This is a genomic window from uncultured Eubacterium sp. (assembly GCF_934525195.1).
Taxonomy (GTDB): Bacteria; Bacillota; Clostridia; order Oscillospirales; family Acutalibacteraceae; genus Eubacterium_R.
Genome location: NZ_CAKSZA010000004.1, coordinates 164426 through 178986 on the forward strand (window position 1 = coordinate 164426; position 14561 = coordinate 178986).

Sequence of the window (14561 nt, forward strand, 5' to 3'; positions counted from 1 at the left end):
GTTTCCCCTTTTTATTATCATTTAAGTTTTGCGATTGTTACTCCGTCCTCGCCCTCGCCGTATTTGCCGAGGCGGAATTCATCAATATTCGGATGATGACGAAGTTCCTCCGTGACAACACTGCGCAGCACGCCTGTGCCCTTGCCGTGAATTATGCGAACTTCCGTAATTCCGTTGAGCACGCATTTGTCGATGAAAATGCCAAGATTGCCGATTGCTTCCTCGGCAGTTTGACCTCTCAAATCAAGTTCGGTTTTTACATCCGCATCCGCACGGGAACTTGTGCGATAAAGATTTCTCTGCGGCTTTGTCGGCTTTTTCTTTTTCTTTTCAATCAACATAAGGTCGGACATTTTCACTCTTGTTTTGAACAAGCCCGACTTTACGGTGACATTATTATTTTTAACTTCTATTACTTCGCCCTCGCCGATACCTCTTATCACAACTGCGTCACCGACTACGACTTCACGAGGTAGTTTGTAATCTTCATCCCAATTATCCGCAAGCTCCTGCGGATTGATAAGGTCGTCCATCTCGCCCATTTGGTTTTTGATGGCACGGCGGGTTTTCTTTGCAAGTTCGGTTGCATTTTCAGGCGACTTTTCTTTTTTCATTTTTTCAAGTTCAAGGAGGAAATCGGACGACTGTCTCTTGGCTTGATTGATGAGTTTTTCGGCTTCTTTTTTTGCTTTTTCAAGTTCACGAGCCTTCAAGGTTTCTATCTTATCCTTTTCGGACTGTGCTTTTGAAGCCATTTTTCTTGCCTGCTCGGTTGCCTTTTCTGCGGCTTTTTTCTCAACTTCAAGTTCGTGTCTTGTTGCTTCAAGTTTATCAAGCACGGCTTCAAAATCTCGATTATCCGAACCCACAATTTCTTTTGCACGGTCGATAACATCCTCATCAATTCCGATATGAAGCGAAATTGCAAAAGCGTTTGACCTGCCCGGCACACCGATAAGCAAACGATATGTAGGCGAAAGAGTGTTTACATCAAACTCGCAACAACCGTTCACAACGCCCTCGGTGTCAAGAGCATACGCCTTTAGTTCGGCATAGTGAGTTGTGGAAAGTATCTTTGCGCCCTTTTGTCGCAACTTTTCAATAATGGCAACGGCAAGCGCCGCACCCTCAACAGGGTCTGTGCCTGCGCCGAGTTCGTCAATAAGGACAAGCGAACTTTCATCCGCAACCTTTAATATATTTGCAACATTGGTGATGTGTGAAGAAAAGGTTGAAAGATTTTGCTGAATACTTTGCTCGTCACCGATGTCCACCAAGATTTTATCAAAAACAGAAATCCTGCTTGACTGATATGCCGGAATGAGAAGTCCGCACATAGTCATAAGGGTAAGAAGTCCGACAGTTTTTATCGAAACGGTTTTACCGCCCGTATTCGGACCTGTAATCACAAGTGTGTCGTACTTTTCGCCAAGCGAAATATCAATTGGCACAACCTTGTTTTTGTCGATAAGCGGATGCCTTGCCTGCTTCAAATCAATCACGCCGTCGGTGTTGATTATCGGCTTGACCGCTTTCATTTTGTTGGCAAGATGTGCCTTTGCAAAAATTAGATTGAGGTCAACAGCCGCTTCGTAGCTATGCTTTATGCTCTCTCCAAAGTTGCCTGCTTCAACCGACAATTCAAACAAAATGCGATTGATTTCCTCTCGTTCCTTGCCACGCAACACCTTGATGTCGTTGTTCGCCTCAACAACCGAAATCGGCTCAATAAACACAGTTGAACCCGACGATGAAGTGTCGTGCACCAAGCCTTGAACATTGCCACGGCACTCACTCTTTACAGGAACAACAAATCGACCGTCACGCTGGGTGACAATAGCTTCCTGCAAATATTTTATGTAGTGCGGCGAGTGAATCATTGCATCAAGTTTTTCACGAATAGAAGATGACTTCGCCCTGATTTTTCGGCGAATATCATACAAAGCCTCGCTTGCCTTATCGGAAATTTCATCCTCGCCGATGATGCAGGTAAAAATCTTATCCTCAAGATATTTATTCACGGTTATACTCTCAAACAAGCTGTCAAGAGTTGTTCGCACTCCGCTGCAATGTCCGTGCCATTCATAAAGAATACGGATTGAACGAAGCGTTGACGCAATATTTAGAAGTTCTCTTGTGTTAAGTTCTCCGCCTGCCGAAGCACGGGCAAGAGCACCGTTTACATTATACAACCCCGAAAATGACGGCGCACCAAATCGAGCAAGCAACGAAAAAGCGTCCTCGGTTTGATTAATCATATTGCACACAGCAATAAAATCCGAAGTCGGCTTGATGTTGAGTGCCATTTCTGCGGCATCATCACACGAAGTTTCATTTTTCAGCATTTCCAGAACCTTGTCAAGTTCCAGAGTTTCATAATTTTTTTCCATATCTATACAATAATCGTTTTGTAAAATTCCAAAGTAGTAAGCCTTCCGTCAATTCGGGAAAGCAAATATTTTTCAACAGTTGAGCAAAGAAGTGCCATATTTTCCTCGCTCAAATTAAATGAAAACACCTTGCCGAGATCAACAAAGCAGATAAATCTCATTGCGGTCACAACGGCAAGCGGAAGTTCAACGGCATTGTTGCGATAGCAATCCTTGCAATAAATGCACGCTTCTTCCATGTCAAAATACATAATTTCGCTTTCGTATGTACCGCAGCGGTAGCAAGCCGTCAAATCGGGCATATATCCGCCGAGTGCAAGCATACGAAGTTCAACCGTTGCCTTGATTAGCTGATGACTTTTTTTGCCTTGGCACAAAAGATAAAGTGCGTTGAGCAAAAGACGAAGCATACCCGGCATCGGCTGTTCCTCTGCTCCCAAAAAACAAGCAAGCTGTGCAAAATATTGCGCAAGCGACAAAGTTTCAATATCCGAACGGAGATTAAAAAACACTTCGATTGAGGTTGCATTGTCAATGACATACGCCTCCTTGCTTCTGTACAGCGAAAACTCACTGTACGCAAAAAGCGAGGTTGCAGATAAATTTTGACTTTTGATAGTCTTTGCACGGCGAACAAAGGCTTTGATTAAACCGAAATCCTCGGTGATAACGGTTACAAGCTTATCGCTCTCCCCCACCGTCTGTTCTCTGATTATAAGTCCCTTTGTTTTTGTCTGCATCAGTCTGCATAACCTCGTTTTTATTTTCTGATTGTTTGTATTTCAGGTAATCCGAAACGCTGCCTGTTGACATAAAATTTTGCCATAAAGTATCCATAAAAGCACCACCGTTACTATTTTATCCTATGGTGCTTCAAATGATTTGTGCCAAATTAATCCAAACCGAAATTGTGAATCAATCCCTCACGGTTACGCCAATCTTCCTTTACCTTTACCCAAGTTTGAAGATTTACTTTTATGCCAAAGAAACTTTCCAAATCCTGACGGGCATATGTAGAAATCTTTTTGAGCATTGAGCCTTTTTTGCCGATAACCATACCTTTGTGGCTCTCTCTTTCGCAATAAATAATTGCTTCAATATCAAGAATGTCCTGATTGTCACGCTCACGCATTTTCTCGATGGACACGGCAATACCGTGCGGCACTTCTTTGTCCATAAGTCTTAGTATCTTTTCTCTGATAATCTCTGCCGCAAGCACTCTTTCGGGTTGGTCGGTGAGAGTGTCATCAGGGAAAAAGTGAGGTGAGTCAAACGCAAGTTTTTTCATTTCGTCAACAAGTTCGCCGATATGCTCGCCTGTCGAGGCACAAACAGGAACAATCGCTTCAAAATCAAACAAACCGTTGAGCTGAACAATACGTTCAAGAAGTTCCTCTTTGTCCTTAATCATATCAATTTTGTTGATTGCAAGGATAACAGGCACTTTAAGTTTTTTGAACTTTTCAAGAAGCTCGTACTCGCCTTTTTTAATGTCGCCCTTTGATTCGACAACAAAGAGGCAAGCATCAACACCGCCGATTGAGTCGCCGACTGCCTGATTCATTTTTTCGCCAAGTTTATTATGTGGCTTGTGATAACCCGGAGTGTCGGTGAAAACAAGTTGAACATCACCCTCGGTGAGAACGCCCATAATCTTTGTGCGGGTGGTCTGTGGCTTTGATGACACAATGGCAATCTTTGTGCCCATAATTTTGTTGAGTATTGATGATTTGCCCACATTTGGACAGCCTACAATAGCAATAAATGCTGTTTTTGTCATTAATTAATCTCCCATATAATAGCTGTTGTCACGCTTGAGTCCGATTTTGGTAAGAACTTCTTCTTCCTTTTCACGCATATGTACCTGCTCGATACCGCCGTTTTCGTGGTCATATCCAAGCAAGTGAAGCATTGAATGAACGGTCAAAAATCCGATTTCTCTTTGAAGAGAATGATTGTATGCTTTTGCCTGCTCCATAGCCTTTGGCACACTTATAACAATATCGCCGAGAATTTTTGCACCCGTGTCCATATTAGTGTCGTACTCGCCGTTCTCGCCCATCGGGAACGAAAGAACATCCGTTTCTCTGTCTACATTTCTGTACTGAGCATTGAGTTCGTGAATTCTCTCGTTGTCAACGAAGCTTACGCTAACCTCTGCATCCGAGCCGAACTCCTCTGCCTGCAAAACAGCATTACAACAACGGCGAATCAACATTCTTATTCCTCTGGGAACAGTAATTTCCTTTTGCTCGTCGGAGATTATAACTTTTACCTTATTCATTACTTATCTTCTCCTTTTCTTTTTTTCATTTGCTTTTCGTCATATTTTTCATACGCTTTGATAATATCCTGAACAAGTCTGTGGCGAACAACATCCTTTTGGGTAAACTTGATAATCTCAATATCGTCAACATCTTTGAGGATATTCAAAACGGTTTTAAGTCCTGATTTTTTGCCATCGGGAAGGTCAATCTGTGTAATGTCACCGGTAACAACCATCTTTGACCTGAAACCGAGTCGGGTCAAAAACATTTTCATTTGCTCCGGAGTTGTATTTTGTGCTTCATCAAGAATAATGAAGCTGTCGTCAAGAGTTCTGCCTCGCATATAGGCAAGCGGTGCAACCTCAATCGCTCCCCTCTCCTGATAATTTTGGAAATTCTCCGCGCCAAGCATATCAAACAATGCGTCATAAAGCGGTCGGAGATACGGGTCTACCTTGCTTTGCAAATCGCCCGGCAAGAAACCCAACTTTTCGCCTGCTTCAACAGCCGGTCGTGTGAGGATAATTCTGTTAACTTGCTTTGCCCTGAATGCAGTCACCGCCATAGCAACGGCGAGATAGGTTTTACCCGTTCCGGCAGGACCGACACCAAATGTGATTGTGTGGTCGTCAATAGCCTGAGTGTACTTCTTTTGACCGAGAGTTTTGGGCTTGACGGGTCTGCCCTTTGCGGTTATGCAAATCGAATCATTGGTCATTGAAGAAATTTTGTCCTCGTTGCCCTCGTTGACCAAAGACAAAACATATCTTACATTTTGGTCGGTAAGCGCCTCGCCCTTGCCGATGAGCACAAGCAAAGATTTGATTGTTCTGACTGCTTTTGACACAGCCTCGACATCACCCATAATTTTTAAATCAGAGCCTCTCGAAACAATGCTGACGCCAAACTCCCGTTCTATCATACGGATATTTTCGTCAAACGAGCCAAACAGCGACACCGCCTGTTCCATTGCATCAATCGTTACTATTTGTTCTGTCATACACTTCCGCCTTAATTGAATCTATTTTTCTGTCCGTAACTTCAAGCACGGTAAATCTGACTCCGCCGTATTCCACAGCCTCACCCTTGCTTTCCTCACTCGGCACGGCACCAAGTCTGTTGATGACAAAGCCTGCAACGGTATTGTAATCGCCCTCCGGCAAATCAATGCCAAGTGCTTCTTCGGCATCTTCTATATCGCAAGCACCGTCAAAAACAAAGGTGTCGTCATCTATCTTTGTAACCGATTGTTCCTCATCATCGTATTCATCCTCGATTTCGCCGACAAGTTCCTCGATTATATCCTCCATAGTAACAAGTCCTGCTGTTCCGCCGTACTCATCAACAACAATTGCAAGCTGAATATGGGTTTCGGTCATTTGAGCAAAGAGTTTGCCGCACGGGATAGTTTCCGGAACAAAGAGCGGTGTTCGGATATAGTCCTCGATTTTTTCGCCCTTTGGAATTTCCGTTCCGACAAATTTGAGCAAGTCCTTTACATACACAATACCCTTAATATTGTCAAGGTCTTCCTCATAAATAGGAATTCGGGAAAATCCCTCGTCAATAGCAAGCTTAACAACATCGATTATTTCCTCGGTAATTTCAACAGCGGCAATATCCGTTCTGTGAGTCATAATATCGCCAACATTAGTATCGTGAAATTCAAAAAGATTATTAATAATATCTCTTGTGGATTTTTCAAGTTCGCCCTCGTCATCGTCAACAAGTTGTTTTATTTCTTCCTCGGTTGAACTTTCTTTTTTAAACAAGCGTTTTAAACTGCCAATAGCCATAAAGGCAAATACCTCCGATTAACAAAATTATATAGTAATCCATTCTGATATATTATAATATATAAATATTAATTTGTAAAGTACAAAGTAATATGCTATTATATATCAAAATGAGGTGACGGCAAAATGCTTGAAAAGATACAAGATAAAAACATATGGGACACCCTGAAAGACAGCGAAAAGCCTATTGTGCTGTACGGAATGGGACTCGGTGCAGAAAAAATTATGGCAGAGCTTGAACAAAGAGGGCTAAAGGCAGACGAAGTTTTTGCAAGTGACGAATTTGTAAGAGGTCATTCATTCAAAGGCTACAAGGTGCTCAAATACAGCGAAGTGTGCGAAAAATACGACGACTTCAATGTTGTTCTTTGCTTTGCAAGCCACATAGACAGCGTTATTGAAAATATCGAAAAAATCAACAGCGAGCACACGGTGTTTGCTCCCGATGTGCCTGTGGCAGGCGGAGGACTGTTCACCCGTGAATATATAGCAGAGAACGAGGCGAAATTTGACGAGGTGTATTCTCGACTTGCAGATGAAGAAAGCAAGAGGGTTTATCTCGACATATTATCATTCAAGGTATCGGGCAAGATTGAATATTTGCTACGCTCTTTCTGTGAAAAAGACAATGTTTATTCGGAAATTTTGAAGTTGACCGACAGCGAAGAAATCGTTGATTTGGGTGCGTATGACGGCGACACAATAAGAGAATTTACAACCGCAACGGGCGGAAAATACAAGCACATCACCGCACTTGAACCTGACGCAAAAAGCTACAAAAAACTGCTGAAAAACACAGACGGTATGGAAAATTTGACAACGCTGAACATGGGTGCGTGGAGCAAAAAAGACACGCTGATTTTCAGCGCAGACGCAGGCAGAAACAGCAAACTTTCATCAAGCGGAACAAGTGTTAAAGTGACGGACATTGACAGCCTGAACATCCCTGCAACATTCATCAAAATGGACATTGAGGGAAGCGAAATGAAGGCACTTGAGGGTATGGAAAAAACCGTAAAATCACAACTGCCGAAGCTCTACATATGTGCTTACCACAGAAACGAGGACTTGTTTGCCCTGCCGTTAAAGGTGTGGGAACTCGACAACGACTACAAAATCTATTTCAGACATTCAAAATACATTCCTGCATGGGAAAGCAATTTTTACTGTGTAAACTTGTAAACTATTGATAAAGGCCCTGAACCAGCCAATAAACACACTCTTTTTAACATAAAAAAACGGACATTCTTACAATTGCGAGAAAGTCCGTTTATATTTTTATTATTCCGCTTCTTTATGTCTTTCTATAAGAACATTGAGCATTTCTTGATGAGATTTACCTGTAATCTCATACTTAATGGTAGGAATAATTGAAATTGCCATACCGATTGCAGGCGGAATTGTGATCAAAATCCACATTGCCTTTGAATAATTTTGAAAATCGGTTGCAAACGACGCACCGTTGGCAATGGCTGTATTCATTTTATCAATGTTAACATCGGAATAGCCGACTGCGGCATAGACATAAGCCGAAATAATTGAAGCGATACCCGTTGAAAACTTTTGGATAAAACTTTGACCTGCAAAAAACACACCGTCGGGACGGTAGTTATGATGATAGTCCTCATAGTCTATACAGTCGCTTATCATAACGCTTTGGCAAACCATAACCGCACCAAAGCCGATTCCGGCAAAAAGGAGCAGCACGCCGTCGATGGCTACCCAACCTATTTTGGCAAGTTCGGTAGGAGCGATAAGATAAGTAACATACAGCAAAGCCATAGGCAAAGCGGAAAAGCCTGTAAGATTGTAAAGCGTTTTTACATCAATCTTTTTCATAAGCACAGGGCAAAGTGCCGTTGCACCGAACTGACCGATAAAGAACGCACCGCCAATGATAACAGCGGTAAGGAATGTTTTGCCGTTGCTGAACGCATTGGTTAAATCGCCGCCGCAATAGTAATATGTAAACAAAGTCATTACAACTGTTGCGAGGAGCTGAAGCGGAGCACGAAGAATACCGGAAATCAAAAGTCTTCTGAACGGTTTGCAGTTCCACATAAGAGCAAATGATTCTTTCATCGTTTTTCTTTCATCCGTATTAGGTACTCGTTCTTTAACGCCCAAACCTGCACATTCAAAAAGAATTGACGACACAATCGTCATTGCGATACCGACAACGATAAAGCCCTTTTGTGCATTTTCACTTTCGCCAAATGCTTTGTTAGCCACCTGACTGAGAGCAACAACCGACACAATGCCGAGACCTGACGCAATGGAAGCAACTATTCTTGCAAGTGCAATAAGATTTGCTCTGTCTTTTTCAACCTCACTCATACGGCTGATGACGCCCCAAAGCGGAACATCGCCCGCCGTGTAGGACATACCCCAAAGAACATAAGACACAGCTGCCCAAGTTACAATCAATACCATAGCGGTTGTATTGCCGTTTTCTTTAGCCACGGCATAATTTCCGTTGAGGAATGCAACGCAGGTAACTACGCAAATTACAAGCGGAGCAAAAAGAAGATAAGGTTTGCACTTGCCCCATTTTGTTCGTGTTCTGTCAACAATCGAGCCCATCATCGGGTCGTTGATTGCATCCCAAATTCTTGCGATTGCAAAAATCCAGCCGAGTGCCACAGCAGGCAGACAAATTACATTTTGAAAATAATAGTAAAGCCCTGCCGTAACAACATTGTAAATAAGATTTTGACCGAAAAGACCGGTTAAAAACATACCGGCTTCTTTTTTGGTATAAGTTAATCTTTCGTCCATAATAACCCCTTTTTTTAAATTAGGACAAAAAAGGACGATTCCACCGAACCGCCCTTTTAACACTATTCGCTATAAAAATGTGACTTATGCAGCCTTTTCCTCTGCTGTATCGTCTTTCTTTTCTTTCATAAGTACAAACTTTTCCATTGGGAAGAGAACTACCATCTGAACAAAACCTGCTGCCATAGAAGCAAGAAGACGTGCGATAGACTCGTTTGTAACTATCTTGAGGAACCAGTTGCTTGGCTCTACCTTGAGAAGTGCACCAACGATTGCACCCTGCATCCAAGTTGAGAAGAGGATGAGTGCAAGAAGAAGCACGATGTAAATAACAAAGTTGTACCAAGCAGAATCAGACTTGAATGTTGTCTTTTTATTCTGATAGAAACCGTAAATGTTAGCAACAAGGTTTGAAAGAAGGAACGGAAGTACATAACCCCAGGTTACTACACCGTCGATAACATACTTTGTAGCTTCTTTTGAGCCTGCTGTAAACATTGTAGGTGTGAAAATGCCTCTTAAAAACTCAGGAAGCAATGTGTGGATTTGGTCGCATACCAAAGGAAGCAAAGCCGCAAGTGCCAACTGAATGATTGTTACAAGACCCGATACAACAAGGAACTTTACAAGTTGCCAAAGAGTCTTGATGAAACTACCCTTTTCTTCGGCAGCGTTATCAATGCCGCCAAGACTGAATTTTTTCTTTTCGTCTGCCATAAATTTACTCCTTAAAAATTATGTTTTCTATGTAAATAGCGAATTTACTAAATCATTATAACAATTTTTATTCCAATATGCAACAATTATTTTAGTAAAAACATACAAAAATTATGAGAGCAACAATCCGAGCATAGCGGTGCCCGAAATTGCGTGAATAATAGCGATAACCGCCCACACGATAAGTGCAACGATGCCGGCAAGTATTGCAAGAAGAAGGATTACAACAAGGATGAGAATAAGGAGCACAAGAGGTCCTTTTTTGCTCTTATTGACTGTATCATCAAACTTCTTTTGTTCAAAAGCAGAATCGGGAGCAGGGTTTTGCTCATCATAAATCGGATAAAGCGGAAGAGTTGCCTCGGCATCGCAATAACCGCTGTTCCAAAGCAGAGGTTCAACAAGACCTCTGACCGAAGTTGCACCTTTGAGCACCTTGCCGATTGAAAAATGAACGGTATCCAAAAGGCTGTCAATGACATTAAGAAATCCGCAGGTGAGCTTGTATTCCCTCGTGTCGGGAGTATACGGAGAATCACCGCAGTACAAGTTTTGGATAAGTTCGAGAATAAAATCAATAACCTTGTTATTCGCAATATCTGCTATATCGGACTTTTTAAGACCGCATTCCTTTTTGCAAAGTCGCCAAATTTTCTTGAAAGTCAACTTGTCAAGGAACTTGCCGACAGGTTTTATTATCCAAGCAAACTTTTTGACGGTTTCGCCCGGAATCGAAAACGCAGGCGTCATTTCTGCAAGGCGGTCAATATCGTGACCCATTGCCCACAAAACTTCCTTTATCATACCGAAGAAAAAGTTTTTCATATAATCCGGAAAACTCTTGCCGTCGGTATCAAGTCCGTCAACATTGTCAACAAAAACCGTGTCAACATCAATCTTTGAATTTTTCGGGTCAAAGGTGACATTTCTCATTACAGGCGGACAGCCGATAAGCGCACCGCAGGTGATGTCATAAAACTTGTTGCCTTTTTTGGTTGTTATATCGCTTATATCGTGAACATGAGTGTGACCCGTTAGCATACAGGAAAGACCGGCATCCGCAAAGATTTCTCGTGTTGTTTCGTAATTTCTCTGCATATTGCCGCCGCCGATAATGTTATAAAACGGTGACGGTGAAATCATAGGGTGATGAGTCATTGCAATTACAAACTGGTCGTTCTTTTTTGCATCCTCAAGCTGTTCCATAATCCAAGCCATACAGTCATCGGAAAATCCTGAACCGTTCTCACCCTCCGGCTTGTAATTTGTGTCGTCATTGAGTGCAAACAAACGATATCCCGGTGCAAGCTGAACAACATAGCACATAGACTCCTTATGCACGGCAATAGCCTCGTTTGGTCCAAACTCATAGTACATATCCCACAAATCGTGTCTTTCGCCGACAGCAGGAACTTCAACCTTTTCATCACCCTCATAAGCATATGCAATGCCATCGTCCTGATAATCGTGGGTGGCTGTTAAGACATAAACCCTCTTGCCTCTTTTTTTGAGGTCACGGAGCATCTCTATAAACTCCTCGTGCGACTGAATTTCACCCTCGTGGGTGGTATCTCCCGAAAGAAGAACAATATCCGTTGAGGTGTCCTCGCACAGCATATCAAAGGCTCTTTTGATGACAAGAGAACTGTCCTTAATCACCATCTGCGACTTGGATTCCATCTTGTCATACGCCTTGCCCTGAGTGCCGAGTTTTGTTGAATAATAATGAACATCGGTAATGAATTGAACCTTGAGCGGTTCGTTATTTGCGCCTACAATTTTTTCTGCCATATTTCACACCTCATCACGCAATTTCAATTTTGAGCACGCCCTTTTTGACCGAACCGTCAAAAGTGAATTCCAAAGCACTGCCGTTGCGAAGTTTGAAATCAACAGCTTTGCCGTCAACGGTTGCCTTGTAGGAATTCTTGTCGCTAAGGGTTACTATTACTGAATATTTTTCGTTGTTTCCGAAATATTTGAACGAAATTTCCGCACCATCATCGGTTACATTTTGATAGTCTGTCCACACATCAAGACCGGTAGTAACCGTGCCTGATTTGTAATAAGCATTTGCCCAAATGCTGATAGGTGCAGACAAACCGCCAAAATTATGAAACCATCCGCCACGACGGGTTTTGATGCCGAAACATTCATATGTGAAATAGGTGAAATCGGTTTCTTCTCTCCACATTTCAAGCGCACGGTTTGCAATTTCAAAAGCAAAATCCGTGTCGCCGTTATCAAGCATTGTTTTCCACACAAACCACTGGTGACTCATCCAGACATTGCCGTTCCAATAGCCGTCGTCAAAATAATACGAAGCGGACATATCAACAGCGGAAACGCCTGCGTTTGACCACATTTCATTTGGATTTTTAATATGAGCAATCAAGCGTTTTTTTCTTTCTCCTTCAACCGCACCTGCGATAAGAGGATAAACCCCGTCAAAGCCTTTATCCCAATTTTCGCCGTTTTCGGTTTTCATAATATAAGGAGAATTTGCGTCCTTATCATACATTGTATAGCCGAAATATCCCGACTCCTCATCCCAAGCAAATTTGTTGAGCGCATCGGTTGAAAGTTTTATATCTTCATCGTAAACGGCAATATCATCTGTTTTACCGAGATAATCGGCAACCATTTTCATAATCTTGCCTGCACGGATGATTTGGCTTGTGGAAAGGCAAGGACAAGAATACTCCTCCGCCTTGTCGGCAATCATCTTGACCTGTGCCGGATAATCGTCCATACCCGAACAAGAATACCAATAATCATAGGTTGTGAGCAGTCCGTTGCCAAACTTTGCACAGGTTGAATTATGACTTCTGCCACGCAAAAATTCATAGTACAGTTTCATTTTATTATACAAAAAGTCAAGTTTCGCCTTGTCATTTGTACGTTTCAAAAGTTCAAGATATTCCACAAACTGAGTCGGCACAAGCGAACCGTGAAGCAAGAAGCAAAAATCATCGTTGTCATCATCGCAAAGATACATATCAAGCGCATATTGGCACAGTTCGTTACTGAACTCAAGAAGTCCCATACCGATGAAACCGCTGTCCCAAGTATAGAAGCTGTCCCAACGCTTGCCCGGTGTATGATGAATAACATTTTCACCGTGCTTGTAAACGGGATAAACCGTGTTTGTCAACAAGGTTGCACGCAAAATATCGGTTGAAAGAGCGTACTTTTCGCCACTCTTATTGAACTTTGCGGTTTCGCCTGCCGACTTGCGTTCGTTATATAATTTTTCATATTCGTCACAACTCAAAGGCTCAAAATCAGACTTTGCAACAACCGCATATTCAATGTGAGTGCTGTGCGGTTCAATGAAAATCGACTTCACAAGAGTGTTTTGGAAGAAGCCGTCATCCGAAGTTTTACGCTTGAACGAACCCGAAAAAGTTTCTTTTAAATCATCATATGTATGGTCGCCGTTTGAAAGACGATTGATAAGTGCATCCTCAAGGCTTCCGCTGTCGAGCGTGCGGAAACGGGTGTTTGGGTTTGATGTAACCACTCTGAATTTGCAATCGTCATAATGATAATCAATATCAACGATGTATCCGTTTTCGTTTTTCTTTGTTGAAATCTCAGGTTCAAAATCGTGCTTGATTTCAACAACTTCAAGACTGTTGCCGTTTTCATAAACAGCTACAAAATCAAATTCAACACCTGCACCGCCGAGGCTGACAAGTTCAAAATTTTCCGCAAAAGGAAGCTCGATGATTGTCAAGGTATCGCTGTGAGGCAAAGTAATTTCCGTACCGTTCAAAGCGAATTTTGCATCTCCATCGGTTACAGTCTTATATCTGAGAGCAACAACAGGATTTTCAATTCCCTCTGAGGACAAACGATAAGATACCTTGTCCCCTGCTTCACAGCCAAAAGGTTTCAATCCAAGATAGTGAACATGGGCGTTATCGCATCTGTCGCCCAAGCCGTAGCCGAGATAAAATTCCTCGCTCTTGAACATTCCTCTGAACATACCGTCGGGCGTTTCGTTTTCCCACGGTCTGATTTTTGCGTAGGAATATTCCGCATAATCATTCGCTTTAATAAGTTTATAATTTTCATTTTCAGCCTTGATGTAATATTCCCTTGAATTCGGGAATTCAAGTGATGAAAAGAAGTTAAGCACCGTATTTTGCGACAAATCGGTGTTGTTTACGAATTCTACCCTTGCAAGATACGCCTCATCATTTATTTTTGAAAATGACACATCGGCATACACCATATCTTTCCACATCAACTCATATCTGTATGAAAAAAACGAATAGTCCGTTGCACACTTCCACAAATGATAGTTTGACGGAACGGTTACATTCGGAACAGGTGTTGACGAGTTCCAAATTGTGGGATGAACGGAAAAATCAAAACGCACCGCATCTGCATAAGATTTCGCATTTTTGTTGTTCAACGTGCCCATAACCCTTGAAAGTCCCATATACTTCTTTGAATAAGGCCCCCAAATCGGCATAGGCGAAAGCATATCCTTCGACATATTATTCTCCTTAGTTTGTTAGAAATTATCATTTTTATTATGTGCAAAAAGTATAAATTTGTCAATGATTAAGTTAAATTTATTTGCATATTTTTGCTTTTTTTGA

The 14561-nt window shown here is 42.1% G+C and carries 12 protein-coding genes; 1 reads left to right on the forward strand and 11 read right to left on the reverse strand.

Features of this window, described 5'->3' with window-relative positions; all coding sequences use genetic code 11:
• Positions 1 to 17: 17 nt before the first annotated feature.
• From Q0E03_RS05610 to Q0E03_RS05640, 7 genes are read right to left on the reverse strand one after another with little or no spacing between them, the layout of a single operon-like run.
• Positions 18 to 2390 (reverse strand): endonuclease MutS2, encoded by a 2373-nt coding sequence (locus Q0E03_RS05610; RefSeq protein ID WP_297130219.1) that lies wholly within the window; start codon positions 2388 to 2390, stop codon positions 18 to 20.
• Between the two features lie 2 nt (positions 2391 to 2392).
• On the reverse strand, positions 2393 to 3130 hold the full coding sequence (gene recO / locus Q0E03_RS05615) for a DNA repair protein RecO (protein WP_297130222.1): 738 nt from the start codon (positions 3128 to 3130) through the stop codon (positions 2393 to 2395).
• Entirely contained in the window at positions 3072 to 3227 is a 156-nt protein-coding gene (locus Q0E03_RS05620; protein ID WP_297130223.1) for a hypothetical protein, read from the reverse strand. Before Q0E03_RS05620 ends, recO begins: the two co-directional genes overlap by 59 nt.
• Before the next feature lie 55 nt (positions 3228 to 3282).
• On the reverse strand, positions 3283 to 4170 hold the full coding sequence (era, locus tag Q0E03_RS05625) for a GTPase Era (protein ID WP_297130226.1): 888 nt from the start codon (positions 4168 to 4170) through the stop codon (positions 3283 to 3285).
• A gap of 3 nt (positions 4171 to 4173) precedes the next feature.
• Positions 4174 to 4674 (reverse strand): rRNA maturation RNase YbeY, encoded by a 501-nt coding sequence (gene ybeY / locus Q0E03_RS05630; RefSeq protein WP_288527586.1) that lies wholly within the window; start codon positions 4672 to 4674, stop codon positions 4174 to 4176.
• Entirely contained in the window at positions 4674 to 5657 is a 984-nt protein-coding gene (locus tag Q0E03_RS05635; protein ID WP_297130232.1) for a PhoH family protein, read from the reverse strand. The genes ybeY and Q0E03_RS05635 overlap by 1 nt, the downstream gene beginning before the upstream one ends.
• Entirely contained in the window at positions 5632 to 6453 is an 822-nt protein-coding gene (locus Q0E03_RS05640; protein WP_297130235.1) for a hemolysin family protein, read from the reverse strand. The genes Q0E03_RS05635 and Q0E03_RS05640 overlap by 26 nt, the downstream gene beginning before the upstream one ends.
• 126 nt (positions 6454 to 6579) lie before the next feature.
• On the opposite strand from Q0E03_RS05640, the gene Q0E03_RS05645 reads away from it, so the two are divergent.
• On the forward strand, positions 6580 to 7635 hold the full coding sequence (locus tag Q0E03_RS05645) for an FkbM family methyltransferase (protein ID WP_297130238.1): 1056 nt from the start codon (positions 6580 to 6582) through the stop codon (positions 7633 to 7635).
• A gap of 99 nt (positions 7636 to 7734) precedes the next feature.
• Here Q0E03_RS05645 and Q0E03_RS05650 read toward each other — a convergent pair whose 3' ends face one another.
• The 4 genes from Q0E03_RS05650 to Q0E03_RS05665 form a co-directional block, all read right to left on the reverse strand.
• Positions 7735 to 9231: an MFS transporter gene (locus Q0E03_RS05650; protein ID WP_297130240.1), complete on the reverse strand. Its 1497-nt coding sequence runs from the start codon at positions 9229 to 9231 to the stop codon at positions 7735 to 7737.
• Between the two features lie 84 nt (positions 9232 to 9315).
• Positions 9316 to 9948, reverse strand: coding sequence for a hypothetical protein (locus Q0E03_RS05655; RefSeq protein WP_297130243.1), 633 nt, complete (start codon positions 9946 to 9948; stop codon positions 9316 to 9318).
• A 111-nt stretch (positions 9949 to 10059) separates the two neighbouring features.
• Positions 10060 to 11739 (reverse strand): metallophosphoesterase, encoded by a 1680-nt coding sequence (locus Q0E03_RS05660; RefSeq protein ID WP_297130247.1) that lies wholly within the window; start codon positions 11737 to 11739, stop codon positions 10060 to 10062.
• Positions 11740 to 11752: 13 nt separating this feature from the next.
• Positions 11753 to 14455 carry an MGH1-like glycoside hydrolase domain-containing protein gene (locus Q0E03_RS05665; protein WP_297130250.1) on the reverse strand — a complete coding sequence of 901 codons (2703 nt, stop codon included), beginning with the start codon at positions 14453 to 14455 and terminating at the stop codon, positions 11753 to 11755.
• Positions 14456 to 14561 lie beyond the last annotated feature (106 nt).